Annotated in this window: 30 protein-coding genes, 1 pseudogene and 1 riboswitch; of the genes and pseudogenes, 25 read left to right on the top strand and 6 right to left on the bottom strand. The window is 34.6% G+C overall.

The annotated features are described in order from the left end of the window. The first annotated feature begins 97 nt into the window (after nucleotides 1-97). The 3 genes from V7S50_RS05365 (at nucleotide 98) to V7S50_RS05355 (ending at nucleotide 2,682) form a co-directional block, all read left to right on the top strand. A complete protein-coding gene (locus tag V7S50_RS05365; protein WP_242251073.1) occupies nucleotides 98-1,792 on the top strand; it encodes a M3 family oligoendopeptidase in 1,695 nt (564 codons plus the stop codon). Between the two features lie 139 nt (nucleotides 1,793-1,931). After that, complete coding sequence (locus V7S50_RS05360; protein WP_016088772.1) at nucleotides 1,932-2,465, top strand: DinB family protein; 534 nt, start codon at nucleotides 1,932-1,934, stop codon at nucleotides 2,463-2,465. Between the two features lie 100 nt (nucleotides 2,466-2,565). Then, nucleotides 2,566-2,682: a DUF6254 family protein gene (locus V7S50_RS05355; protein WP_000038254.1), complete on the top strand. Its 117-nt coding sequence runs from the start codon at nucleotides 2,566-2,568 to the stop codon at nucleotides 2,680-2,682. Between the two features lie 11 nt (nucleotides 2,683-2,693). Here V7S50_RS05355 and kinB read toward each other — a convergent pair whose 3' ends face one another. Then, entirely contained in the window at nucleotides 2,694-3,902 is a 1,209-nt protein-coding gene (gene kinB / locus V7S50_RS05350; RefSeq protein WP_048526810.1) for a sporulation sensor histidine kinase KinB, read from the bottom strand. A gap of 207 nt (nucleotides 3,903-4,109) precedes the next feature. After that, nucleotides 4,110-4,153, top strand: a riboswitch (PreQ1 riboswitch). A gap of 93 nt (nucleotides 4,154-4,246) precedes the next feature. Here kinB and queC point away from each other — a divergent pair. The 4 genes from queC to queF are packed head-to-tail and all read left to right on the top strand — an operon-like array spanning nucleotide 4,247 to nucleotide 6,625. Then, nucleotides 4,247-4,909 carry a 7-cyano-7-deazaguanine synthase QueC gene (gene queC, locus V7S50_RS05345; protein ID WP_000711596.1) on the top strand — a complete coding sequence of 221 codons (663 nt, stop codon included), beginning with the start codon at nucleotides 4,247-4,249 and terminating at the stop codon, nucleotides 4,907-4,909. Continuing rightward, a complete protein-coding gene (gene queD / locus V7S50_RS05340) occupies nucleotides 4,909-5,400 on the top strand; it encodes a 6-carboxytetrahydropterin synthase QueD (RefSeq protein ID WP_063224498.1) in 492 nt (163 codons plus the stop codon). Before queC ends, queD begins: the two co-directional genes overlap by 1 nt. After that, a complete protein-coding gene (gene queE / locus V7S50_RS05335; protein WP_098556558.1) occupies nucleotides 5,393-6,109 on the top strand; it encodes a 7-carboxy-7-deazaguanine synthase QueE in 717 nt (238 codons plus the stop codon). Before queD ends, queE begins: the two co-directional genes overlap by 8 nt. Before the next feature lie 18 nt (nucleotides 6,110-6,127). Beyond that, nucleotides 6,128-6,625: a preQ(1) synthase gene (gene queF, locus V7S50_RS05330; RefSeq protein WP_000918895.1), complete on the top strand. Its 498-nt coding sequence runs from the start codon at nucleotides 6,128-6,130 to the stop codon at nucleotides 6,623-6,625. A 55-nt stretch (nucleotides 6,626-6,680) separates the two neighbouring features. On the opposite strand, the gene V7S50_RS05325 is transcribed toward queF, so the two are convergent. Further along, nucleotides 6,681-6,866, bottom strand: coding sequence for a YkvS family protein (locus tag V7S50_RS05325; RefSeq protein ID WP_001165081.1), 186 nt, complete (start codon nucleotides 6,864-6,866; stop codon nucleotides 6,681-6,683). A gap of 235 nt (nucleotides 6,867-7,101) precedes the next feature. On the opposite strand from V7S50_RS05325, the gene V7S50_RS05320 reads away from it, so the two are divergent. Beyond that, nucleotides 7,102-7,284 (top strand): hypothetical protein, encoded by a 183-nt coding sequence (locus tag V7S50_RS05320; RefSeq protein ID WP_142332716.1) that lies wholly within the window; start codon nucleotides 7,102-7,104, stop codon nucleotides 7,282-7,284. Nucleotides 7,285-7,373: 89 nt separating this feature from the next. Then, on the top strand, nucleotides 7,374-7,976 hold the full coding sequence (locus V7S50_RS05315) for a histidine phosphatase family protein (protein WP_242251074.1): 603 nt from the start codon (nucleotides 7,374-7,376) through the stop codon (nucleotides 7,974-7,976). 34 nt (nucleotides 7,977-8,010) lie between these two features. On the opposite strand, the gene V7S50_RS05310 is transcribed toward V7S50_RS05315, so the two are convergent. Beyond that, on the bottom strand, nucleotides 8,011-8,589 hold the full coding sequence (locus V7S50_RS05310; protein ID WP_063224495.1) for a GNAT family N-acetyltransferase: 579 nt from the start codon (nucleotides 8,587-8,589) through the stop codon (nucleotides 8,011-8,013). Nucleotides 8,590-8,834: 245 nt separating this feature from the next. Here V7S50_RS05310 and V7S50_RS05305 point away from each other — a divergent pair, with 245 nt between their 5' ends. The 12 genes and pseudogenes from V7S50_RS05305 to V7S50_RS05250 all read left to right on the top strand — a co-directional run bounded on the left by V7S50_RS05305 (nucleotide 8,835) and on the right by V7S50_RS05250 (nucleotide 18,707). Beyond that, entirely contained in the window at nucleotides 8,835-9,029 is a 195-nt protein-coding gene (locus V7S50_RS05305) for a hypothetical protein (protein ID WP_000356685.1), read from the top strand. Between the two features lie 26 nt (nucleotides 9,030-9,055). Then, a complete protein-coding gene (locus V7S50_RS05300; RefSeq protein ID WP_242251075.1) occupies nucleotides 9,056-9,373 on the top strand; it encodes a hypothetical protein in 318 nt (105 codons plus the stop codon). A 476-nt stretch (nucleotides 9,374-9,849) separates the two neighbouring features. Further along, nucleotides 9,850-10,209 (top strand): class Ib ribonucleoside-diphosphate reductase assembly flavoprotein NrdI, encoded by a 360-nt coding sequence (gene nrdI / locus V7S50_RS05295; RefSeq protein ID WP_000959447.1) that lies wholly within the window; start codon nucleotides 9,850-9,852, stop codon nucleotides 10,207-10,209. Continuing rightward, nucleotides 10,196-11,323: pseudogene (locus V7S50_RS05290) on the top strand (ribonucleotide reductase N-terminal alpha domain-containing protein); the annotation flags it as partial. The gene nrdI and the pseudogene V7S50_RS05290, both read left to right, overlap by 14 nt. 382 nt (nucleotides 11,324-11,705) lie before the next feature. After that, nucleotides 11,706-12,656, top strand: a complete 951-nt coding sequence (locus tag V7S50_RS05285; RefSeq protein ID WP_306295567.1) for a ribonucleotide reductase — start codon at nucleotides 11,706-11,708, stop codon at nucleotides 12,654-12,656. 93 nt (nucleotides 12,657-12,749) lie between these two features. Then, nucleotides 12,750-13,718: a class 1b ribonucleoside-diphosphate reductase subunit beta gene (gene nrdF / locus V7S50_RS05280; protein WP_001203014.1), complete on the top strand. Its 969-nt coding sequence runs from the start codon at nucleotides 12,750-12,752 to the stop codon at nucleotides 13,716-13,718. Between the two features lie 216 nt (nucleotides 13,719-13,934). After that, nucleotides 13,935-14,315 carry a GntR family transcriptional regulator gene (locus V7S50_RS05275; protein WP_000687513.1) on the top strand — a complete coding sequence of 127 codons (381 nt, stop codon included), beginning with the start codon at nucleotides 13,935-13,937 and terminating at the stop codon, nucleotides 14,313-14,315. Further along, nucleotides 14,312-15,010 (top strand): ABC transporter ATP-binding protein, encoded by a 699-nt coding sequence (locus tag V7S50_RS05270; RefSeq protein WP_242251076.1) that lies wholly within the window; start codon nucleotides 14,312-14,314, stop codon nucleotides 15,008-15,010. Before V7S50_RS05275 ends, V7S50_RS05270 begins: the two co-directional genes overlap by 4 nt. Beyond that, nucleotides 15,007-15,801: an ABC transporter permease gene (locus tag V7S50_RS05265; protein WP_242251077.1), complete on the top strand. Its 795-nt coding sequence runs from the start codon at nucleotides 15,007-15,009 to the stop codon at nucleotides 15,799-15,801. Before V7S50_RS05270 ends, V7S50_RS05265 begins: the two co-directional genes overlap by 4 nt. Before the next feature lie 14 nt (nucleotides 15,802-15,815). Further along, complete coding sequence (locus tag V7S50_RS05260) at nucleotides 15,816-16,718, top strand: ABC transporter ATP-binding protein (RefSeq protein WP_242251078.1); 903 nt, start codon at nucleotides 15,816-15,818, stop codon at nucleotides 16,716-16,718. Further along, entirely contained in the window at nucleotides 16,718-17,494 is a 777-nt protein-coding gene (locus tag V7S50_RS05255) for an ABC transporter permease (protein WP_242251079.1), read from the top strand. The genes V7S50_RS05260 and V7S50_RS05255 overlap by 1 nt, the downstream gene beginning before the upstream one ends. A 199-nt stretch (nucleotides 17,495-17,693) precedes the next feature. Beyond that, nucleotides 17,694-18,707, top strand: coding sequence for a CPBP family intramembrane glutamic endopeptidase (locus V7S50_RS05250; RefSeq protein WP_242251081.1), 1,014 nt, complete (start codon nucleotides 17,694-17,696; stop codon nucleotides 18,705-18,707). Between the two features lie 29 nt (nucleotides 18,708-18,736). On the opposite strand, the gene V7S50_RS05245 is transcribed toward V7S50_RS05250, so the two are convergent. After that, nucleotides 18,737-18,919 (bottom strand): DUF3913 family protein, encoded by a 183-nt coding sequence (locus tag V7S50_RS05245; protein ID WP_000707107.1) that lies wholly within the window; start codon nucleotides 18,917-18,919, stop codon nucleotides 18,737-18,739. Between the two features lie 100 nt (nucleotides 18,920-19,019). Further along, nucleotides 19,020-19,472, bottom strand: a complete 453-nt coding sequence (locus V7S50_RS05240) for an Lrp/AsnC family transcriptional regulator (RefSeq protein ID WP_242251082.1) — start codon at nucleotides 19,470-19,472, stop codon at nucleotides 19,020-19,022. A 63-nt stretch (nucleotides 19,473-19,535) separates the two neighbouring features. Between V7S50_RS05240 and V7S50_RS05235 the strand changes: the two genes are divergently transcribed. The 3 genes from V7S50_RS05235 (at nucleotide 19,536) to V7S50_RS05225 (ending at nucleotide 21,059) form a co-directional block, all read left to right on the top strand. Then, a complete protein-coding gene (locus V7S50_RS05235; protein ID WP_242251083.1) occupies nucleotides 19,536-20,051 on the top strand; it encodes a carboxymuconolactone decarboxylase family protein in 516 nt (171 codons plus the stop codon). Beyond that, on the top strand, nucleotides 20,020-20,574 hold the full coding sequence (locus tag V7S50_RS05230) for a cysteine hydrolase family protein (RefSeq protein ID WP_242251084.1): 555 nt from the start codon (nucleotides 20,020-20,022) through the stop codon (nucleotides 20,572-20,574). Before V7S50_RS05235 ends, V7S50_RS05230 begins: the two co-directional genes overlap by 32 nt. 86 nt (nucleotides 20,575-20,660) lie before the next feature. Continuing rightward, nucleotides 20,661-21,059: an SseB family protein gene (locus tag V7S50_RS05225; protein ID WP_242251085.1), complete on the top strand. Its 399-nt coding sequence runs from the start codon at nucleotides 20,661-20,663 to the stop codon at nucleotides 21,057-21,059. A 27-nt stretch (nucleotides 21,060-21,086) separates the two neighbouring features. Here V7S50_RS05225 and V7S50_RS05220 read toward each other — a convergent pair whose 3' ends face one another. Next, a complete protein-coding gene (locus V7S50_RS05220; RefSeq protein WP_242251086.1) occupies nucleotides 21,087-22,007 on the bottom strand; it encodes a S66 peptidase family protein in 921 nt (306 codons plus the stop codon). Between the two features lie 115 nt (nucleotides 22,008-22,122). On the opposite strand from V7S50_RS05220, the gene V7S50_RS05215 reads away from it, so the two are divergent. Next, nucleotides 22,123-23,220, top strand: a complete 1,098-nt coding sequence (locus V7S50_RS05215; RefSeq protein WP_242251087.1) for an NAD(P)H-dependent flavin oxidoreductase — start codon at nucleotides 22,123-22,125, stop codon at nucleotides 23,218-23,220. Nucleotides 23,221-23,229: the final 9 nt, after the last annotated feature.

Genomic DNA, 23,229 nt, shown 5'->3' with positions numbered 1-23,229 from the left:
GACAGCATTTGCCGTATTTTGCTGAAGAATAAGAGGAGATTTGTAAGTAAGCATTGAATTATAGTAAGGATGCATATAATGGAGAGGAGGCTCGTTCATGTCATTTAAAGACTATGAATATAAACGGCCAAATATTGAAGAATTAAAAGAGAAGTTTACTGTTGCTTTAGAGAAGTTTGATAACGCAAAAACTGTAGAAGAACAAAAGCAAGTCATTCATTCAATTAACGAAATTCGCAACGATTTTGGTACAATGGGGAATCTTTGTTATATTCGTCATTCTGTTGATACGACAGATGCTTTTTATAAGGAAGAGCAAGATTTCTTTGATGAATTCTCTCCAGTTGTACAAGGATATGGTACAAAGTATTATAATGCGTTAATTCATTCTCCATTCCGTGAAGAATTAGAAGCGTATTATGGGAAGCAATTATTTGCCCTTGCGGAGTGTGATTTAAAAATATATTCTGATGAAGTCGTGAAAGATTTACAATTAGAGAATAAATTGTCTTCACAATATACACAGTTATTAGCGTCTGCAAAAATTGACTTTGCAGGAGAAGAAAGAACGTTATCACAGCTTATTCCATTTATGCAAGGAAAGGAAAGAAGTGAACGTAAAGCAGCAAGTGAAGCATATTACGGTTTTTTATCTGAGAATGAGGAAGAGTTAGATCGTATTTATGATGAGCTTGTTAAAGTGAGAACGAAAATTGCTAAATCTTTAGGTTTCAAAAACTTTGTTGAACTTGGATATGCAAGAATGTACCGTACAGATTATAATGCGGAAATGGTGGCGAATTATCGTCAGCAAGTACTTGATTATATTGTTCCAGTTACAACGGAATTAAGACAAAGACAAAAAGCACGTATTGGTGTAGAAAAATTAGCATATTATGATGAGAACTTTGAGTTTTCTACTGGTAATCCAACTCCAAAAGGAGATGCGGATTGGATTGTTAATCATGGGAAAACGATGTATAAAGAGTTATCGGCTGAAACGGATGAATTTTTCAATTTCATGCTAGATAATGATTTATTAGATTTAGTTGCGAAAAAAGGAAAAGCAGGCGGTGGATATTGTACATATATCGAGAATTATAAAGCGCCATTTATATTCTCGAACTTCAACGGAACATCTGGCGACATTGACGTATTAACACATGAAGCTGGTCATGCTTTCCAAGTATATGAAAGTCGTAAGTTTGAAATTCCAGAATACAACTGGCCAACGTATGAAGCGTGTGAAATTCATTCTATGAGTATGGAATTCTTTACATGGCCATGGATGAAGTTATTCTTTGAAGAAGATGCAGATAAATATTACTTCTCTCACCTAAGTTCAGCACTTCTGTTTTTACCGTATGGTGTATCTGTTGATGAATATCAACATTATGTATATGAAAATCCAGAAGCTTCGCCAGAAGAGCGTAAGACAGCATGGCGCAATATAGAGAAAAAGTATTTGCCGCATCGTGATTATGAAGATAATGATTATTTAGAGCGCGGTGGATTCTGGCAACGTCAAGGGCATATTTATAGCTCGCCGTTCTACTATATCGACTACACGTTAGCACAAATTTGCGCACTGCAATTTTGGAAACGTGCAAGAGATAATAGACAAGAGGCGTGGGAAGATTATGTGAATCTTTGCCAACAAGGTGGAAGTAAATCGTTCTTAGAATTAGTAGAAGTTGCAAATTTAACATCACCATTTGCTGAAGGCTGTGTAAAAAGCGTCATTACAGAAATTGAAGCATGGCTACATGCGATTGACGACACAAAATTGTAAAAAACATGCGCTTTTTTTCACATGTTTAACATCGACATAATGTGAAAATGATGAGATAATAAAAGAAAATTCAGAATACTAAAGAGGTGTTTCTAATAAGGAGCACCTCTTTTCACCAACAAAAAGGGGGGAAAGAAGTATGCTTCAATCTAATATGGATGTGAGTTTAGAAAGTTTGGTGAACTCATTACAGTCTACTCGAAGCACGCTATTATCAGAAATTGAAATGTTAAATGATACAGAAGTGAATGTAAAGCCACGCCGTGATAAATGGAGTATTATTCAAATTTTGCATCACTTGCATTTAGTTGAACAATCTGTCACGTCTGCCCTTGTATATGCTTTACAAAAAAATGAAAGAAACACGACTCCATTTAAAGACCTCCAACTTACGCTTGATCGCACACATAAACGAGAAGCTCCTCAGCAAATGCAACCAACAGAAACGTTAATGAAAAAACAGCAAGGAATTCAATTACTAGAACATTCACGACAAGAACTATTACACGCGCTTCATAGTGTTATAGATGAAAAAGATCTATTTGAAAATGGATTAAAGCATCCTGTTTTTAATGATCTGAATTTGTATCAGTGGATTCAATTTCTTGATTTGCATGAACAAAGACATCTTACGCAGTTAAAAGAGGCGAAACACGCAATTTTACAAAGATAATTAGGAAGAAGTGGGAGACCACTTCTTTTTTGATATGTGCATAGTTTTCTTTCTTATTTTGGAATACTAGATGGAGAAAGGAAAGAAGGAGTTGAAAAGTATGTCCAAGAAAAAGAAAGAAGAAGAGCGCGCTTGGAAAGCACGTAAAGAAAATCAAAAACCACATGGAAAAGTGAAAGCTTTTGCTGAATTAGTTGAAGGAACAGAAAAAACGTGATGATTATTTCATCACGTTTTTTGTATGAGTGGAAAAGTTAATAAGAAGGTTGTACCGATTCCTTTTTCACTTATAATATCAATTTTTCCATTCATAGCTTGAACAACACTGAATACGACCATCATTCCAAGTCCAGTCCCTTTTTCTTTTGTTGAGTAGAAAGGAGAGCCAAGACGCTTCACTTGTTCGGTATCCATACCGACTCCTGTATCTTTTATATATAACTGAATATGCTTATGATCAGGAACTAATGTGAAATAAAGATCACCGCCTTTTGGCATGGCCTCAATGCAGTTTTTTAAAATATTTAACAAGCATTGATTTAGTTTTTGTTTTTCTCCCGCGATAAAAAAAGAAGTGCTTTGCTTTATATAATGTGTACGCACATTTGCTAAATTAGCAAGCGGTGTAATTAACGATAATGCATGTAGTAGTTCTTCTTCTAACTGTAATCTTTGTTCTTTTTCAATACTTGGTTTTGCAAAGGTTAAATAATCTGTAAGAACGTGGTTTGCTTGTTCGATTCCGTTGATGGCTATGTCAATATATAATTTTCGCTCCTGCTCAGTACATGTATCTGATTGTAAAAGTTGCAAAAATCCTTTTGTTGAAGTTAATGGATTGCGAATTTCATGAGAGATAGACGCTGCCATTTCACCAATTAAATGAAATTTTTCAGCATTCATAAGTTCGTTTTGGAGACGCACTTGAGTTTGTAATATGTGTAGTAAATATAAAATAAGGATCGTACCAAGTATCGTACATAACTCATACACAATAATATGTGGTATATAATCAGCCTTGTTTGTAACCTTTGAAAGGAAGAAAGGTATCCAACTAAATCCGTATGTGAGACTGTAGATAATAGCAAGTATTATTTTTATACGATTAGAAGTTCGATTGAAAAATTTGTATGTAAATAATAGGACAATAAATAGAAGGATAGAACCGATAATCGATGGGAAAACCCCTATTCCTCCTAATAAGAAGCGGTATATATTTAATACAACTAATATAGATCCACCAGCAATAGGACCTCCGGTTAATGTACCGACAATTAATACGATATGCCGCATATCAAATTGAAATCCATAATTTGTTTTTGCTGCGAAAGTGATACATAGTATAGTAACGAGGCAACATAATACAATAAATATTGCTGAATTTAATTTAGGAGAACGTTTCCCTTTTTGATTCCAAAATAAATGGTATACGAGCATTGTAACAAGGATGAATAATATATTTAAAAAGAGATAAATAATAAAGGGTTTCAGTGGGATGCCTCCTCTCTTCTCACATTAAATTAATCATACTATAAAATGAAAGAAATGAAATGAGAAATAGCGGAAAAATCAGAAATTTTTTCTGATAGTATACAATATGTTACAATAACCTTTGTCAATGAAAGAAGGAATTCCGTGCAATGCACGGGAGAGGTTCGCGAACTCCCTCTATAAAAAACTATGGAAACAACAATATCTTTAGGTATTGTTTTGTTTTTTTATTGTGACAGTTCAAGAACGTTCTTTCTTCTTATTCGTAGTAGAGAAGGAGAATGAGTGAAATGAAAAAAGAAAAGGCAGTTGTTGTTTTTAGTGGAGGACAAGATAGTACGACATGTTTATTTTGGGCAATAGAGCAGTTTGCAGAAGTAGAGGCTGTAACGTTTAATTACAATCAACGTCATAAGCTAGAAATTGATTGTGCAGCGGAAATTGCAAAAGAGCTAGGAATTAAACATACGGTACTAGATATGAGTCTATTAAATCAACTTGCTCCAAATGCGTTAACGAGAACCGATATGGAGATTACACATGAAGAAGGTGAATTGCCATCGACGTTTGTAGATGGACGAAATTTACTATTCTTATCATTTGCTGCTGTATTAGCAAAACAAGTTGGAGCACGTCATATTGTAACGGGTGTATGTGAAACTGATTTTAGTGGTTATCCAGATTGCCGTGACGTGTTTGTGAAATCGTTAAACGTTACTTTAAATTTATCCATGGATTATCCGTTTGTGATTCATACACCACTTATGTGGATTGATAAAGCGGAAACATGGAAATTATCAGATGAACTTGGAGCATTCGAGTTTGTTCGAGAAAAAACATTAACATGTTATAACGGAATCATTGGTGATGGTTGCGGTGAATGTCCAGCATGTCAACTTCGTAAAGCAGGATTAGATACGTACCTACAAGAACGCGAAGGAGCGAGTAACTAATGGATAATTTCTTTGGATTTCGCATTGTAGAAAATTTGCAAAAAATGGACGAGGATATTCAGCGTAAACAGCTCAAATATCATAATAAAAGAGTAATGGTCAGCAAGGAATTTACATTTGATGCAGCACACCATTTACACTGTTATGAAGGGAAATGTAAAAACTTACATGGTCACACATATAAAGTTGTATTTGGGATTAGTGGATATGTAAATGAGATAGGTCTTGCGATTGACTTTGGAGATATAAAAGAAATTTGGAAGAATGAAATAGAAATTTATTTAGACCATCGTTATTTAAACGAAACGTTACCAGCGATGAATACGACTGCTGAAAACATGGTCGTTTGGATTTACGAAAAGATGGCAGAAGCATTATTAAAAGATAATCGTGCGAACGAATATAAAGGAGCTCGTGTTGAATTTGTTCGTCTTTTCGAGACGCCAACTAGTTATGCGGAAGTAAGACGGGAGTGGATGCTCGATGAGTAAAATCCCTGTTTTAGAAATATTTGGTCCAACTATTCAAGGTGAAGGAATGGTTGTAGGACAAAAGACGATGTTTATTCGTACAGCTGGTTGTGATTATAGCTGCGCTTGGTGTGATTCTGCTTTTACGTGGGATGGATCGGCTAAAGATCAAATTAGACAGATGACAGCAGAAGACGTTTGGAATGAGCTTGTAGAAATTGGTGGCGAAAATTTTTCTCATGTTACGATTTCAGGTGGAAATCCAGCATTGCTGAAAAATATTGAGTTTCTTCTTTCTATATTAAAAGAGAATGGAATGCGAACAGCAATCGAAACGCAAGGGAGTAAATGGCAAGATTGGTTACTTCAAATTGATGAGATAACGATTTCTCCAAAGCCACCAAGTTCGAAGATGAATACTGATTTTCAGAAGTTAGATGCTGTTATTCAGAAACTAGCAGGAAAAGATATTAGTTTAAAGGTAGTAGTATTTGACGATTATGACTTCGAGTATGCAGTTAAGATGCACGAACGTTATCCAGATGTACCATTTTTCTTACAAGTAGGGAATGATGATACAAAAACAGTGGATGATGCGATGCTGATTAAGAAATTATTAGATAAATATGAGTGGCTGATTGATAAAGCTGTAAATTGTAAAGAGATGAATAATGCAAAAGTATTGCCGCAGCTTCATGCCTTAGTATGGGGAAATAAACGCGGAGTATAATGAGAAGGGATGTTTAAAATGGCAGGAAGATTAGATGAAGATTTAAAAGATGTAACATTATTAGGAAATCAAAATACAAAATATTTATTTGAATATAGCCCAGAAATTTTAGAGGTATTTGATAATAATCATCCAAACCGTGATTATTTTGTGAAATTTAATTGTCCTGAATTTACAAGTTTATGTCCGAAAACAGGCCAACCAGACTTTGCAACAATTTATATTAGCTACATTCCAGAACAAAGAATGGTAGAGAGTAAATCTTTAAAGCTATATTTATTTAGTTTCCGCAATCACGGTGACTTCCACGAAGATTGCATGAACGTTATTATGAATGATTTAATTAAATTAATGGATCCGCGTTACATTGAGGTATGGGGGAAATTCACACCACGTGGAGGGATTTCAATTGATCCTTACTGCAACTATGGTCGCCCAGGAACGAAGTATGAGCAAATGGCAGACTACCGCATGATGAACCATGATCTATATCCAGAAACAATTGATAATCGTTAATATATAATAGAAAGAAAGGATCTGTATGTTATACAGATCCTTTCTTTCTATTATATTATGCATTTTGATTAATGACAGTATAGTTTTTATGACTTACAACTGTAAGAGGTTCCATATCTAGTTCTCTAAAATTTTCCATAATTGTTATATCTACAATAACGGAGTTTTGATTTACTTTTTGAACACGGCCTTGCATTCCACCTTTAAATTCGATGATATCTCCAGTTTCTGCGATCTGCATAAGCAACTCTCCTTGTTACAGTTTTCCCAAAAAAAGAATAAATTTGGGTTTTTTTATTTCCACCTATTTTGAACCATATTTCCTACTTTGTAAATGTTTCCAAAGTAAAAATTCGAAAAATATTCACTTTTTGTAAGAAAATATACGAAAAACCCATGTTATTAGGAGAAATAATGGTAGAAATGCATGTATCTTTATATAGGGGTATAATAAAGATATAAGATAACCTGCTAAAGTGGGAGAAATTAGAGGCGGTAAAATGATGTTTGAATTTGTGGGGAGTGCTATAGCTTTAACTTTGTTTTTATTTTCTTATATACATTTAAAAAAGATTCGTCATCATGAAACGACTACATATTTTGATGGGATGGATGGTATACATGCTTCAATCACACATGAGAGTGGCGGGGATATGTAAAGGTGTATAACTTTCTTTTTTTTGCGTGGTATGATATGTAAAAATAGTACATAATAGAGTTCGTAAGTGATGAATGGAGAGTGGAAAGAATGAAGATTTCTTTTATTCGTCATGGTCGCTTAGATCGTACTATAGAACCAATGACGGTTACATTCTTTCATGAATGGATGAAAGGATATGACTTACATACTATAACAGAGAAAGCACCTATACCATTGGAAACAAGGGAAGCGGTTGAAGCAGCAAAATTGATTTTAACGAGTGATCAAAGGTGTGCAGTACAGTCAGCAGCTGAATTAGTGGATTCTTTATCTTTTATGCAAAATGCTCTTTTTAGGGAAGCTGAAGTTCCGACGAGTTTTTATGCTCCAAAATGGTTAAAATGTAAACCTAACGTATGGATGTTTATCGGACGAGCAGTATGGATACTTGGTTACCATAAAGATGTTGAGTCTTATAAGGAAGTAAGGGAGAGGGCAAAGCAAGCGGCTTACTTATTACACCGTTACGCTCTCGTACATGGAAGTATTGCTCTTGTAGGTCATAATTATGTGAATGTAATGATTGGTACGGAACTGAGAGCAATGGGATGGTCTGGTACGCCTATTTTGCATAGAGAGCCATGGGGATGTACAACATATACGTTTCATGAGGCGATGAATGGAAATATATTAAATACGAATTTAACATAAAAGCACACGATGTATATACATCGTATGCTTTTTTTTAAGATATAGAAATTTGGATGTTCAATGGTTTTACAAGATGTGCATAAGGTTCGCCTACAAGCATAACGATTTGATCTTTTTTATAACCTAGTTTTTCGTATAGTGAATAGGCACGTTTGTTTTCTAAATTAACAAGTAATGCGATTTTTTCATGTTCCTTTTCAGTTGCATGAATTTCAGCAGCTTCAATTAATTTAGAACCAATTCCTTTTCCACCATGTGCACTTGAAACTGATAATGTATCAATGTAATATTCATCAAGTTCAGCTTCTTTTTCTAACGTAATCGATTCATCTTTATGTAATTCTCTTAAGTGATGTACAATTGGTTCATCAAGCCTTGTTGCCTCACTACCGTGATAAGCGACAATAACTCCAACTGCACCCCCGTCTTGCTCATATACAAAACAGTTTTCATAGCTCAGTCGATTGCCCTCTTTTGAGAACCATGTTTCAAGTCCTAGTAATACTTCGGTCTCAACTGTGCTACCTGTGATTTTTTCAGCAATTTCGTGCAGAGCATTATACAATAAAGGAGCTATTGCCGTTGCATCTGTCTTTTTTGCTTTCCGAATCATAGTATCCCTCCTAATTCTATTTATATATTGTAGCATAGTGGTATGGAACTTTGCATAATTGAATGTCGAAATGTTTGATATAGAGAAGTAGCTATGTTAGTATATGATATTTAGTGGACATATAATAAAGAGATATCTTTTGAAAAATAATGAAAATGAAATGAAGGTATAGCATCTGGATAAATTTACAGTTGTTGACCTATAGAATATAAGATAAAATAAAATATTGCATAGAGGTGAAATACATGGATAAAGAATTAGCAAATACAATTTTGGATCAGCTGAAAAATGGTGAAATAAAGGAGTATGTTGTTACGAAAGATGTATTTTATACGTTCAGAGAAGTTGTAGTAAGTAGGGAAGACTTTAAACATATTATTGGGAACGCACAGCGCGGCGGACAAGTAATTTATACATATTCAGAAACGCCACGTTCGTAACTAGAAGAATATAGGGGAGGAGAATTATGGGCGATTTTAAACAAGGCATATTACCGCATTGGGATTATATGTGGAAAGATAGAACCGGTAATCGATTTATGGGGATGGTTATGTATCCAGAGAAACGAAAGTGTTCGGCAAAAATGCTTCAGAAAATAAAAAGAGCATATGAAGAGGCTATAGAAATTAAAGTAACTGTACAAGTTCAACATACATATCAGTACGTAGAAGGAATGATTGTTTACTTTGATGAAGAAGCTCCTGTATGTACAATGATTGATAAAGATGAAAATCCACATCATATTTTTGTAAAAGATATTTTGCGTATTGAGCACTCTGAATAATCTTTTCATAAATAAGTTGAATTTCCATAATAATTATCTTTTTCTATAATAGTTATCTTTTAGTATGTAACGCGAACCGAAAGTATATGTATAATATTTAATAAAGTAAAATTGATAAATGTAATCGTTTTTTAGAACAGATTATCGTTTCATGTCTGTTCTTTTTTGCGTGATGCTGGAGAAATATATTCCTCCAGCATTTGCCGTTTTATGACAAAATACATTGGAACCTTTTTTAAAAATAAGGTTAAATTCGTTGACAACTTTTTTGAAAAGCACTTTATTGACATGAGTTTTAGAATGTTGTTTCATAGTCATTGTATTGAAAAAAATCGACTGTCTTGTCGAAAAGTAAAAGTTAAAAAAAGAAAGAATTTATACATATATCTTGTGTCTTATTTTGAAACGTAATACAATATATAGAGAAATCAAGAACAACATATAGAGAATATAGATTGGAGAGGGAGGGGTCGGAAATGTTAGTTGCATATGATTCCATGACAGGAAACGTGAAGCGTTTCATCCACAAATTAAATATGCCGGCCGTTCAAATTGATGAAGATCTAGTAATAGATGAAGACTTTATTCTTATTACGTATACAACAGGTTTTGGCAATGTACCAGAACGTGTTTTAGACTTTTTAGAGCGCAATAATGAAAAATTAAAAGGCGTATCTGCAAGCGGCAATCGTAACTGGGGAGACATGTTCGGTGCAAGTGCTGACAAAATTTCTACTAAATATGAAGTGCCTATTGTATCAAAATTTGAGTTATCTGGAACAAATAACGATGTAGAATATTTTAAGGAAAGGGTGCGGGAGATTGCGACACATTGAACTGAATAATGAAATCACGCAAATGCAGGACGGTTTTTATCAGCTTCATAAGGATAAAGAGGCATTAGAAGTCTTTATGGAAGAAGCTAGAGAGAATACCGTTTCTTTTAATAGCGTGGCAGAGCGAATGGAGTATATGAAAGAACATGATTACTATTACAACGTTCTGGACGAGTATAGATTGGAGGAAGTAGAAGAGGTATATAACATCGCTTATGGTGAAAACTTCGAGTTCCAATCTTATATGGCAGCATCTAAGTTCTACAAAGATTATGCGTTAAAAACGAATGATCAAAAACAATACTTAGAAAGCTATGAAGATCGTGTAGCAATTGTGTCATTATACTTAGGACGCGGTGATGTTGCGAAAGCAAAACAATTCGCAAGCATGATTGTCAAACAAAACTACCAACCAGCGACACCAACCTTTTTAAATGCGGGAAGAAGCAGAAGAGGAGAAATGGTGTCTTGTTTCTTGTTAGAGATGGATGATAGCTTAAATTCAATCGGCTTTAACATTAATACTGCAATGCAATTATCGAAAATCGGCGGAGGAGTAGCTTTAAACTTATCTAAGCTACGCGCACGCGGTGAGCAAATTAAAGGTATCGACAACGCTGCAAGTGGTGTAGTGCCCGTTATGAAATTGCTTGAAGATTCGTTTTCATATGCGAATCAACTTGGCCAACGAAAAGGTGCCGGTGCAGTATACTTAAACATTTTCCATTGGGATATTATTGAATTCCTTGATACAAAAAAAATAAATGCCGATGAGAAGAGCCGTATTCAGTCTCTATCAATCGGAATTATCGTTCCAAGTAAGTTCTTTGAGCTTGCTGAGAAAAACGAACCTTTCCATGTTTTCGCGCCTTATACGGTGTATAAAGAATACGGAAAGCATTTAGATGATATTGACATCGATGAAATGTACGATGAATTAATGAGCAATCCGAAAGTGAAGAAGAAGCCTCTAGATATTAGTGCGCGTGACATGCTTATTAAAATTGCTATGATTCAGCTTGAGTCTGGTTATCCGTACTTAATGTTTAAATCAAATGCAAATAACCAACATCCATTGAAGGATATTGGAACTGTGAAGATGTCGAACTTGTGTTAAATATGTAGCACCTTCTAGTAGAAATGCTAGTCGAAAACTCCGTTAAACGGGGAAAGCCTCAAATTTGAGGTAACCTACCGTGCTAAATCTTATCTTAGAATGAAAATATAAAAGTTCAGAATGTATCTTATTATTTTGTATAGCAGAGTTATGGGACAACATAAAGTAATAAGAGACTTTCTGAAAGATTAAGATAAGTAAAAGCCTAACGACTATCCCTTATGGGAGTAGAGCGCAAGCGATTGGCGTTCGAAAAGCGGAGCACCTAATCAGGTAATGCTGTAGGTGGTGATATAGTCTGTCCTGTATGGTGACATACAGCAGTTGCATGAGCAACGGACTGAGGAGTAGCGGACTCAGTTGAACATTCGAGACAGAAATCTTCCAGCTTCAAGAAACTTCTGAAATTAACGATTACGGTACAGATGACATTATCCGTCGTGATATTAACTGTAACTTAGGATCGTTAAATATCGTAAATGTAATGGAAAATAAAGAAATTCGTGAAGCCGTTCATGCGGGAATGGAAGCTTTAACAGCTGTTTCTGATATGACGATTATTCCGAATGCACCAACTGTGAAAAAAGCAAATGATGAGCTTCATTCAGTTGGACTTGGTGCAATGAACTTACACGGATATTTATCCAAAAACAAAATCGCATATGAAAGTGCAGAAGCGAAAGAGTTCGCTCGTACATTCTTTATGATGTTAAATTACTACTCTATTGAGAAAAGTATGGAAATCGCTAAAGAAAAAGGCGAAACATTTAAAGACTTTGATAAGTCTGATTATGCGAATGGCACATACTTTGAAAAGTATGAAACGACAGATTACAGCCCAGTAACTGAAAAAGTTCAGCAATTATTTGAAGGAATTCATATTCCAACAAAAGAAGATTGGACAAGTTTAAAAGAGCAAGTGAAGAAGAATGGATTATATAATTCCTACCGTCTTGCTATTGCTCCAACACAATCTATCAGTTACGTTCAAAATGCAACTTCAAGCGTAATGCCGATCGTAAGTCAAATCGAATCAAGAACATATGCGAATGCGACAACATATTATCCAATGCCATATTTATCAAAAGATACGTTCTGGTACTATAAATCTTCTTACGATATGAATCAGTTTAAATTAATTGATTTAATCGCAGAAATTCAAGAACATATTGACCAAGGAATTAGTACAATTCTTTACGTTAATAGTGATATTTCAACACGTGAATTAGCACGTTACTACATCTATGCACATAAAAAAGGTTTAAAGAGTCTGTATTATACGAGAACACGTAAATTAAGCGTGGAAGAGTGTGTGGCTTGTACCGTTTAATATAAGAAATGAGACATGATGAGCAGGGTTTTCTGAACCCTGCTCATGCTTAGTTATCAATTTTTCATGTTTATTTAGAGAAGGGGCGATTGAATGCGTGCGGTAAACTGGAACAAAAAAGAAGATGATTTTAGTTTAATGTTTTGGAAGCAAAACATCGCTCAGTTTTGGACAGAAGAAGAAATCGCAGTGTCTTCTGACAAAAATACTTGGGCGCAATTATCAAAAGAAGAGCAGGTTGCTTATAAGCGTGTATTAGGTGGCTTAACACTTTTAGATACGAAACAAGGCGGCGAAGGGATGCCACTTGTACTTGTTCATCTTGAAAATTTACAAGCAAAAAGTGTATTAGCTTTCATGGGAGCTATGGAAGAAGTACATGCGAAGAGTTACAGTCATATTTTCACAACGTTAGCTACTGAAGAAGAAATCGATGATATTTTTGAATGGGTAGATAAACATCCATTACTTGAGAAAAAGGCTGGTATTGTTACTAGTTATTATCGTCGTTTATTAAAGCCTGAAGTAACGAAAAAAGAGTTATACATGGCGATGGTGGCAAGTGTATTCTTAGAAAGTTATTTATTCTATAGTGGATTCTTCTATCCGCTTTACTTAGCAGGTCAAGGTAAATTGACGGCAAGTGGTGAAATTATTAACTTAATAATTCGTGATGAATCAATTCACGGCGTATTCGTCGGTATTTTAGCACAACAAATCTTCGCAGAACTTTCTGCAGAAGATCAACAAGAAGTGCAAAAAGAAACGCAAGAGTTATTAATGGAACTATATGAAATTGAAATGGCATACACAGAAGAAATTTATACTTCTATTGGTCTTGTAGAAGATGTAAATCGTTTCGTTCGTTACAATGCGAATAAGGGACTTATGAACTTAGGACTTGAGCCGAAGTTTGAAGAAGAAGAAATTAACCCAATCGTTTTAAATGGTTTACGTACAGATACGAAAAACCATGATTTCTTCTCTGTAAAAGGAAATGGTTACGTAAAAGCAACGAACGTTGAAAAGTTAGCTGACGATGACTTCGTGTTTAATTTTTAATATATGATCATAAAGAAAAGCTGTCTTATTCATTGATAAGACAGCTTTTCTTTATAATTTTGTTTACATAACACTATTATTTTCATATAATGAGTTCTATTTAAAAAGTTCTATTCAGCTAATGGATAGAACTTTTTTGTAATTTAATGGGTATTTACAAACGTCTTGTATCAGTGTATTATTTAACTAGTACACCGATACAAAAGGAGGGAAGAAATGAAAATAGAGTTTTCTCCAAATACACCAATTTACATTCAGGTAATGGAATACATAAAAAAAGAAATCGTAACAGGACATTTATTGCCTGGTGATAAAATTCCCTCTGTACGTGAATTAGCGAGTGAATTACAAGTAAATCCAAATACGATTCAGCGTACATTTCAAGAGCTAGAACGGGATGGAGTTGTTGTAACACGTAGAGGAATGGGACGATATGTAACGAATGAAGGGGAGAAAATTATGGAGCTGCGAAAAGAGATGGCGAAAGAATTACTTCATTCTTTTATAGATGGAATGGACAATTTAGGTTTTTCAGAAGAAGAAATTCTTACAATCCTTCGTTCTTCATTACATGAGAAAAGGGAGGAGAGCGAATGACAGAGCTATTAAAAATAGAAAACTTATGGAAGAGATACGGGTTAAAAGCAGTGATCCGTGAATTAAACATAGAGATTACGGAAGGGAAAATTATAGGGCTTGTTGGAGATAACGGGAGCGGGAAAACGACGTTATTGAAAATGATTGCTGGTCTGCAGCACCCTTCTGAAGGGAGTATTACAATCGCTGGTAAAAAGGTAGGATTAGAAACGAAAGAAATTGTTTCTTTTATGTCGGATAAACCAGTATTTGATGATTGGATGACGGTTAAAGATTCCTTATTTTTCTATAGAGACTTTTATAAAGACTTTGATATTCAAAAAGCGGTAGATACAATCGCCGAATTTAAAATACCGCTAGAAGAAAGAATTACAGCTTTATCAAAAGGTATGGTTGAAAAATTACAAATTATTTTAACGTTTTCTCGGAAAGCGAAGTTATACGTATTAGATGAACCGCTTGGCGGGATTGATCTCGTTTCTAGGGAACACGTACTGGAACTTATTTTACAGTTTTATCGCGAAGATTGTACTATTTTAATTGCAACACATTTAATTGGAGAAGTGGAAAAAATTTTTGACGAAGTAATCTTTTTAAAAGATGGTGAAAGTGTACTTCATGAAAATGTAGAGGAGTTACGCTTCCATCGAGGAAAAGCTGTTACGGATTTGTTTAAGGAGGTGTTTAGTAGATGAAGGCCAGTTTAATATATATGTACAATGCGAATAAAAAACAAATTTTCATTTCGTTATTGTCATTCATATTTATTGCAGCTGTCGCTTTTGTAAGTATGGGGAATTATATTAAACAAGAATCAGGAGAAGTAAGGCAAATGATTACAATTGCTTTAGTATTCTTAGTTTATTTAATTTTTGCGGTATTAGTATTTCTGCAGGCGATGTCTGCGTTTGGGAAAATGACTGAAAGTAAATTATTTCGGTTAACACCGATATCTGGTAAAAAAATTGTTTTAGCAATATTGTCATATGCAGCAATTAGCTTAATGTGTTTTGAAGTAATAGGTGCTATGTTTTTCTATAGTATTTCGATGAAAGTAATAAAAGGTACAGAACTCCATGAATTGTTATTTACCGAAAGTACACTTACACTAGATATGGTAAAGCAGTTATTTAGTAGCGTGTTATATGTATTTAATTTATCAAGTATATTATTAGTCTTACTTTTTATAGTAGCTGGCGTGAAAGTATTTTCTTTGAAAAAGAAAAAAATGGAGTATGTAATTATTTTCTTCTTATTTTTACTAGTGACGAAAGTAATCAATATGATATATGAAATGTTAGGCGGATTTGCACCTACATCTGCTTTTATCAAAAAATTAGTTTATATAGATGAATCGACAGATGTAAATCTCACACTATATCCAGAAAAACTTATGAATTTATATAGTATTGCTTTTTCAATCGGTATATTTGTTTTACTTGTTTATATAACAGGTCGCATAATCGATAAAAAATTAGAAGTCTAAAGGAGGAATCGGCATTGGGAAACGTAGTAGTAAAGTTAGAGAATGTTCGAAAAAAGATTGGTGGAACGGAAATTATCCGTGGTTTATCATTTGAAGTTCGTGAAGGGGAAGTGTACGGGTTCCTTGGACCGAACGGTAGTGGTAAAACGACGACAATTCGTATGATGACAGGTCTTATATCAATGACAGAGGGCGATATTACAATTTGTGGTCATAGTATTCGCACGGAGCGTGAAAAAGCGCTAGAGCAAATTGGAGCGATTGTAGAAAATCCTGAACTATATGATTATATGACAGGAATGCAAAACTTAAAGCATTTTGCGAACATGGCAATTACACCGATTAGTAAAGAGCGCATTGCTGAAATTGTAAAGCTTGTTGAATTAGAGCATGCGATTCATAAAAAAGTGAAAACATATTCACTTGGTATGAAACAACGTTTAGGAATTGCACAGGCATTACTGCATCAGCCGAAAATCTTAATTTTAGATGAGCCGACAAATGGATTAGATCCAGCTGGTATTCGCCAAATTCGTGATTATTTACAACGTTTAGCGAAAGAAGAGAATATTGCTGTAATCGTATCAAGTCACTTATTAAGTGAAATTGAACTCATGTGTGATCGCGTCGTTATTATTAAGCAAGGTGAGTTTGTACAAGAGTACAACTTACACGAACAAGCAAAACATGATGAGGCAGTAGTTGTAGCGTTTGAAGTAGATCAAGTTCAGAAAGCAAATGAAATCATTAAAGGTAAGGCGCAAGGAAATGTCATTTTAGTATCTGTAATGAAAGAAGAAATTCCGCAGCTTGTAAAAAAACTTGTGAATGACGATGTGCTTATATACGGAGTTACTGTTCAAAATAAAACGTTAGAAGATGAGTTCTTAGCGATTACTGGGGGAGTGAAAGCGTAATGTTTAAATTAATTCAAAATGAATTTTTAAAGTTGCATGCGAAAAAAGGTATGTATATTTTAATTGGTGTCATTGCAGTGTTGGAGATTTTGGGAGTTTTAGCAATGCTGAAATGGGGAGACGGAACTGAATTTAAAGGATCATATCTAGATTTTGCAAGTTCAGAGATTAGTTTAATAACTTTGTTTGCAACAATTTTTGGAATTACGATTGCTTCTCGTATGATTACTGATGAGTTCCAAAAGGGTACAATTAAGCAGTTATTAATTCGTCCAAGAAAACGAATGACAGTTTTATTCTCGAAATATATTACAGTGTTACTTACTCTAGTATTTATCATATTTGCTAGCACGTTAATTGCAATGATTATTGGCGGAATTGTAATGGATGGTAGTAAAACAGAATTAACGATAGGAATCGTAATGAAATCTACTTTATATCAAGTACTTTCACCGTTCTTCTTTGCGACGCTTGCATTTTTCTTAGCGAACGTATTTAGAAAATCTGTATTACCATTAATTATTACGATGTTCCTGTTCTTCTTACAAGGACCAATTAATATGGTATTAATGATGTTTGCAAAAGGTGTAGCGAAGTTTGTAGTATTCTTCCATTTGGATTTAAGAGCCTACGACAGTAATAAATTAATTAGTGGCGGAGTAGAACCTACATTTACAGAATTTACGTTCGCAACTTCATTATTACTTGTAGCTGTATACTTTGTTGTATTACTTGTAGCATCAGGTGCATTATTCCAAAAACGTGACGTATTATAATAAAAATCCCCGCTTGTAAAAACGGGGATTTTTATTACATAACTTTCTCATAGATTGCAACTTAAAGAACAGTGATATGGTATTTTAAGAGATATGTTGTTTGAAAGTATTTGAGAAAAATAGGAAGAATTTCAACTATATTCGAATTATAATTTAGTTATTCGACCATTTATTTTTATTATCTTTGGGGGTGTTCTATATGCACTATGCATTTTCACGTATAAGACTACGTAGCTTTTTTGGATGGATGATTATAGGGGTGTTCCTTACGATGATCCCATTAGGCCTATCAAATGTTTCTGAGAATACGATGGAGGTTATTTCACAAATAACTGTGTTTTTTGTATTTCCGTTATGTTGGTTATACGTAAAAACAAATAAAAATAATGTTGTATTTAACAGTTTTTTTGATAAGCCAGGACGTTTACCGTGGGGATTAATTGTATTAGCAACGATAATGGGAATGATTTTCTCAGTCGGTATATCTCATATTCAATTTTACATATTAGCACATACGTTACCGAATTTCTTAGTTACTATGTTAGAAGATGGAACTGTTATTAATACGAGTAACATATATATGACGATATTTACTTTCATTTCAGCATGTGTATTAGCACCTATTATGGAAGAGGTTATTTTTAGGGGATTCTTTTTACAGCGAATGGCTTATAAATGGGGGATTAAAAAAGCTGTCATTATATCTTCAATTATTTTTGGTCTAGGACATTTTGATGTTATTGGTGCGTTCATGTTTGGTGTTGTGATGTGTCTCTTATACATAAAGACGAAAAATATATGGACGAATATCGCTGTACATGCTCTAAATAATTTGATTGCAACAAGTATGCAATTTATCGGTGGAGAAGAAAGTACTGCAATCTCAATTCCTGAATTACAAGCGCAAAGTAATTTATGGATTGGTATCGGTCTTACAGTTGTTGGATTACTTTGGTTAATTCCTTACGTTTGGAAACAATGGCGTACAGTAAAAGAAGTGGGTGTGCCACTGATGCGCTTCATAAATGAGGAAAAAGTAGTGAGTACATCAAAAGAAAATGAAGTGTATAGTCAAGTGATCGTAACAGATAGATTGATGGCTGTAGAGCTACCAGATGAGGCCGTAAATAAGCTCCGGTTAGAAGAAAATGATTATGTAACAGTATCTGTAGAAGAAGATAAAATTGTTATAAAGAAAGCACATGATAGATAATTAAAAAGTAGCTCCTAAAGAGCTACTTTTTAATTTGTAATAATTTCTACACGAAAATTATTACCGTTCTTTACATATTTAATATCTGTAACAGTGCGGACTGTTTTTAAAATCTCCACTTTTTCACCAATTCGAGGGATAGTGGGAACATTATCCCAAATGCCAAGCAAATCATCTAATTGTGCCGTTTTTTCATAAAACCAGATTTTCAATGTAAAGCCCCTTTCTCGAACTTTATGTATTTTAATACATAATATATTATTTTTATTCTTATTGTAAGGGGTTTTTATATATTTTATGAATAAAAATGAATTAATCTTCTGGGAAGATATGTTCAATATCAGGAGTAAGAGACACTTCTGATAATACGATATGAGAAACTGTCGTTGCATATGAAGAAACATCATTGATAAAATCTTCAAGTTCAACGAGTGAAGGAACAGAGATTTTTACAATGTAGCATAAGCTTCCTGTTACGCGGTAACAAAAACTTGCGGATGGATAAGATTGGATAAATTGTTGCATACGTGTTGTATCACCATTTTTTAAAGTGACTTCTAAAATACAATCTAAAACAAGTCCTGCTTTTTTATAATCGATATCGATTGTGTATTTTTGAATAACGCCTTCACTTTCGAGTTTACGAACACGTTCTGCAGTAGACGGAGCAGATAAGTTTACTCGTTTTGCCAATTCGCGCATGGAAAGGCGACTATCATTATATAATTCATTTAAAATTTTTCGATCAACACGATCTAATTGCATTTGTAAATATACCTCCAGTAAAATGATAATTTTTGTAAAGGAAAAATATAAATTAAGATTCATATGAAATGTGAAGTGAACTTTATTTATTTTACAATAAAACAGAAGGAAATAGGAGGGGAAATGATGGAGAGAATTTCATTATCGAATATAGGAGATACAAAATTTCAAAAGTTATTAGGGCATAATCCGGATCTATTACATGCATGGAGTCTGGTAGAGAATACGCTGTATAGTAAAGGAACTCTTTCGGCAGAGTTGAAGGAGCAAGTAAGAAGAACATTAGCGTACGGGAATGAATGTCCGTATTGTATGGCAAAGGGAAGACCTGATGATATGCAAAAGGTAGAAGAAATTGGTGTAGCCGTTACTTTTGCACATACTTTTGTTCATGATAAGCAAGCGATAGATGATACTATGTTTCATGTATTGAAACAATACTGGACGGAAAAAGAAATTGTAGAGCTTTGCGCTTATATTTGTTTTATTACTGCGTCGCAACAACTTGGTTTTCTGTTTCAATTACAGCCGAATGAAGGAGAAAATGATGACGAATCAAATAGCACTTATCATAATTGATGTACAAAAGGCGTTTCAATTACCATATTGGGGCGAGAGAAATAATCTTTTTGCTGAAGCAAACATGAAAATTTTGTTAGAAGAATGGAGAAAAAGGAAGCGACCAGTTTTTCATATTCAACATGTAAATAAAGAAAATGCTCAGTCGATGTTTTATGAGGGAGCCGAAACGGTCAATTTTAAAGAAGAGGTGAAACCACTACCAGGTGAAGTGGTTATTCAGAAATTCGTTAACAGCGCGTTCATTGGAACAAATTTAGAAGAGCAATTAAGAGAGAACAAATGTAATGCAGTAGTGGTTGTAGGATTAACGACAAATCACTGTGTGGAGACTACGACACGAATGGCAGGGAATTTAGGATTTACAACATATTTAGTGAGTGATGCGACGGCTACTTTTAACCGTAAAGGTCTAGGTGGTAAAGAGTATAGTGCAGAAGATATTCATAATATGACACTTGTAAATTTACATGAAGAGTTTGCTACGATTGTGACGACAAAAGAAGTATTAAAATTATTTTAAGAAAATAATTGCGAATTATGTAGAAAAAAATAAGAATATTTCGTATAATCTAAGTACAATCATTTTGAAAATAGGGGTGGCATCATATGGAGCAAATTCCGGTAAAGAGAATAGAAGAAGTACTTGTTGTAGCAGGGGATGATAAACAAAAGCAAAAGGAATTTTATGAATTGCTCTTATCTACTGAGTTTTATGTTGCTGGCTCACTAGAAGCAGAGGACGGGGCAACAGAAGGGATACTTCGTTTGCGTCATTTCCAAGGAGAGGGTAGATGGATCGTTCCGTTCTTTACACAAATGCAATTTGTAAAAGACGTGCTGCCAGAAGGAACGCCCCTTATTACGATACGCGGGAAAGAATTATTTGGTAGCATTGAGAAAGATGCTACAGCCGTATTAAATGTTGGCACTGATATAAGTAAAACATTTATTCCAGAAGAGATTGCAGATATCGCATCTGGACGAATTTTTAATTATTATAAATAAAAGGAAAAGCTGAATCGCTTTTCCTTTTTAATTTGAACACGGAGTGGCTACGCCAGAAGAAATAGAGAGTATTTTATTATTTGTATTTATTGTCGCTGTAGCTCCAAGAGGAATACCGATGTTTGGGTTTATATGTCCAATCGGTAAACCGAATAGGACAGGTATATGATATGGTGCGAAATATTCATATAGTATGGTTTGCAATGATTGAGATGGTTTAGAAGGAGTGCAGTCGTGACAACTTGTAAAAATAACACCACTACATTCATTAAACTTTCCAGATAATAATAGCTGATTTAACATACGGTCAATGCGATACGGTTCTTCTCCAATGTCTTCAAGCAATAAAAATTTATTGGCTGTATGTACCTCGTAGGGTGAGCCAATTACGCTCGTTAGCACTGCTAAATTCCCTCCAACTAACTGACCCGTAATTGTACGGGAAGAGCTAGGTACGATACATTCTGACGCAGATAAAATGGTGGAATAAGGATGGAATAGTTGATTGAAAGAAGATAAAGAGAGAGAATCTACACCTTTTCCTAATTCTTCAACCATTGGGCCATGAAAAGTAACGAGCTTTGCATAACGTGAAAAGGCAGTATGTAAAGCTGTAATATCACTATATCCCCAAAAGATTTTTGGATTCCGTTGAATGATTTCATATTGAATGTGAGGGAGGAGACGAGCACTACCGTAACCACCTCGTGCGCAGAGAATGGCCTTTACTTCATTGTTTGTAAATGCTTCATGTATATCATCAAGACGAACTTGATCACTTCCAGCTAAATATCCATATTTCTCATAAACACTCTTCCCGATTACTACAGATAAACCCATTTCTTGTAATACGTTTACACCTTTTAATACATTTTCAATTGTTGGTGGGCCGGACGGTGCAATAACCATTACTGTATCACCTTGTTTTAACGCATTTGGATACATCATTGTTTTCAGCCTCCTTCTCTTTCAATATATTCGCTTCATATGAAGTTCAACCCTTGTAAAAGAAGGGGAAAGTTTGTCAAATAAAGAAGATATAAGGGGAATAGGAGGAGAAATGATGTTTACAAGTCGAGTAATAGATATATTACAAATTAAATATCCCATCATTCAAGCAGGTATGGCAGGTGCGATTACGACGCCAGAACTTGTTGCAGCTGTAAGTAATAGCGGAGGATTAGGAACGCTTGGAGCAGGTTATATGAGCCCTGAACAAATTCGTGAAGCGATTTATAAAATAAGGCAGCTAACAGATAAGCCTTTCGGTGTTAATTTACTGTTAACGAAAGAGATACAGATCGAAGAAGAGAGGATAAACTTAGCAAAGGTATTACTTAGCGGAGTGAATAGAGAATTAAGTATAGAGGGAGAAGAAGCGTTAAAGCTTCCCAAAAGCTATAAAGAACAATTACAAGTGTTATTAGAAGAAAAAGTACCGGTCGTTAGCTTTGCATTTCAAACGTTAGAAAAAGAAGAAATAGATGACTTAAAAAGGAGAGGAATAAAAGTCATCGGAACAGCTACTCATGTGACAGAGGCAAAAGTACTTGCTGATGAATTAGGAGTAGACATTATTGTCGGGCAAGGTAGCGAGGCAGGAGGGCATAGAGGAACGTTTATCGGGAAAGAACAGGATGCTATGATTGGTACGTTTGCATTAATTCCACAGTTAGTAGCAGCAGTTCCGCATATCCCAATTGTTGCAGCAGGTGGTGTAATGAACGGACAAGGGCTTGTTGCGGCATTTACACTGGGAGCAGAAGCTGTTCAAATGGGATCAGCCTTTTTAACGAGTGAAGAAAGTATTACGCATGATGTGTATAAAGCTGCAGTTTTACATAGTACAGATACGAGTACAACTGTGACTCGTGCGTTTTCCGGGAAATATGCACGGGGTATTCGTAATGAATTTATAGAGAAGCATGAAGGGAAAGAAGAAGGCCTTCCGATGTATCCAGTGCAAAATGTATTAACCTCTAAAATACGACAAGAAGCAGCTAAACAAAATAAAGGAGAATACATGTCGCTTTGGGCGGGACAAGCATCATCATTAGCACGAATAGAATCAGCTCAGCATGTAGTGGAGCGAGTTATGAAAGAAGCAGATAACGTAATCGAACAATTACAAAATGTATATAGAAAAAGACCACTTGAATAATTCAAGCGG

The sequence above is a fragment of the Bacillus sp. CCNWLW194 genome (genome assembly GCF_037120585.1).
In the GTDB taxonomy this organism is placed as follows: Bacteria; Bacillota; Bacilli; order Bacillales; family Bacillaceae_G; genus Bacillus_A; species Bacillus_A basilensis.
This window is presented reverse-complemented; position numbering and strand designations above follow the sequence as displayed.

Bases quoted from the DNA above. Each gene is read 5' to 3' on its own strand.
- V7S50_RS05315 (WP_242251074.1), top strand. From the start codon at position 7,374: ATGAAGATTTCTTTTATTCGTCATGGTCGCTTAGATCGTACTATAGAA.
- V7S50_RS05305 (WP_000356685.1), top strand. From the start codon at position 8,835: ATGGATAAAGAATTAGCAAATACAATTTTGGATCAGCTGAAAAATGGT.
- nrdF (WP_001203014.1), top strand. From the start codon at position 12,750: ATGCGTGCGGTAAACTGGAACAAAAAAGAAGATGATTTTAGTTTAATG.
- V7S50_RS05250 (WP_242251081.1), top strand. From the start codon at position 17,694: ATGCACTATGCATTTTCACGTATAAGACTACGTAGCTTTTTTGGATGG.
- V7S50_RS05365 (WP_242251073.1), top strand. From the start codon at position 98: ATGTCATTTAAAGACTATGAATATAAACGGCCAAATATTGAAGAATTA.
- V7S50_RS05220 (WP_242251086.1), bottom strand. From the start codon at position 22,007: ATGATGTATCCAAATGCGTTAAAACAAGGTGATACAGTAATGGTTATT.
- V7S50_RS05235 (WP_242251083.1), top strand. From the start codon at position 19,536: ATGAAATGTGAAGTGAACTTTATTTATTTTACAATAAAACAGAAGGAA.
- V7S50_RS05300 (WP_242251075.1), top strand. From the start codon at position 9,056: ATGGGCGATTTTAAACAAGGCATATTACCGCATTGGGATTATATGTGG.
- queC (WP_000711596.1), top strand. From the start codon at position 4,247: ATGAAAAAAGAAAAGGCAGTTGTTGTTTTTAGTGGAGGACAAGATAGT.
- V7S50_RS05360 (WP_016088772.1), top strand. From the start codon at position 1,932: ATGCTTCAATCTAATATGGATGTGAGTTTAGAAAGTTTGGTGAACTCA.
- V7S50_RS05325 (WP_001165081.1), bottom strand. From the start codon at position 6,866: ATGCAGATCGCAGAAACTGGAGATATCATCGAATTTAAAGGTGGAATG.
- V7S50_RS05225 (WP_242251085.1), top strand. From the start codon at position 20,661: ATGGAGCAAATTCCGGTAAAGAGAATAGAAGAAGTACTTGTTGTAGCA.
- V7S50_RS05215 (WP_242251087.1), top strand. From the start codon at position 22,123: ATGTTTACAAGTCGAGTAATAGATATATTACAAATTAAATATCCCATC.
- V7S50_RS05275 (WP_000687513.1), top strand. From the start codon at position 13,935: ATGAAAATAGAGTTTTCTCCAAATACACCAATTTACATTCAGGTAATG.
- nrdI (WP_000959447.1), top strand. From the start codon at position 9,850: ATGTTAGTTGCATATGATTCCATGACAGGAAACGTGAAGCGTTTCATC.
- queF (WP_000918895.1), top strand. From the start codon at position 6,128: ATGGCAGGAAGATTAGATGAAGATTTAAAAGATGTAACATTATTAGGA.
- kinB (WP_048526810.1), bottom strand. From the start codon at position 3,902: ATGCTCGTATACCATTTATTTTGGAATCAAAAAGGGAAACGTTCTCCT.
- V7S50_RS05255 (WP_242251079.1), top strand. From the start codon at position 16,718: ATGTTTAAATTAATTCAAAATGAATTTTTAAAGTTGCATGCGAAAAAA.
- V7S50_RS05270 (WP_242251076.1), top strand. From the start codon at position 14,312: ATGACAGAGCTATTAAAAATAGAAAACTTATGGAAGAGATACGGGTTA.
- V7S50_RS05265 (WP_242251077.1), top strand. From the start codon at position 15,007: ATGAAGGCCAGTTTAATATATATGTACAATGCGAATAAAAAACAAATT.
- queD (WP_063224498.1), top strand. From the start codon at position 4,909: ATGGATAATTTCTTTGGATTTCGCATTGTAGAAAATTTGCAAAAAATG.
- V7S50_RS05240 (WP_242251082.1), bottom strand. From the start codon at position 19,472: ATGCAATTAGATCGTGTTGATCGAAAAATTTTAAATGAATTATATAAT.
- queE (WP_098556558.1), top strand. From the start codon at position 5,393: ATGAGTAAAATCCCTGTTTTAGAAATATTTGGTCCAACTATTCAAGGT.
- V7S50_RS05230 (WP_242251084.1), top strand. From the start codon at position 20,020: ATGACGAATCAAATAGCACTTATCATAATTGATGTACAAAAGGCGTTT.
- V7S50_RS05355 (WP_000038254.1), top strand. From the start codon at position 2,566: ATGTCCAAGAAAAAGAAAGAAGAAGAGCGCGCTTGGAAAGCACGTAAA.
- V7S50_RS05310 (WP_063224495.1), bottom strand. From the start codon at position 8,589: ATGATTCGGAAAGCAAAAAAGACAGATGCAACGGCAATAGCTCCTTTA.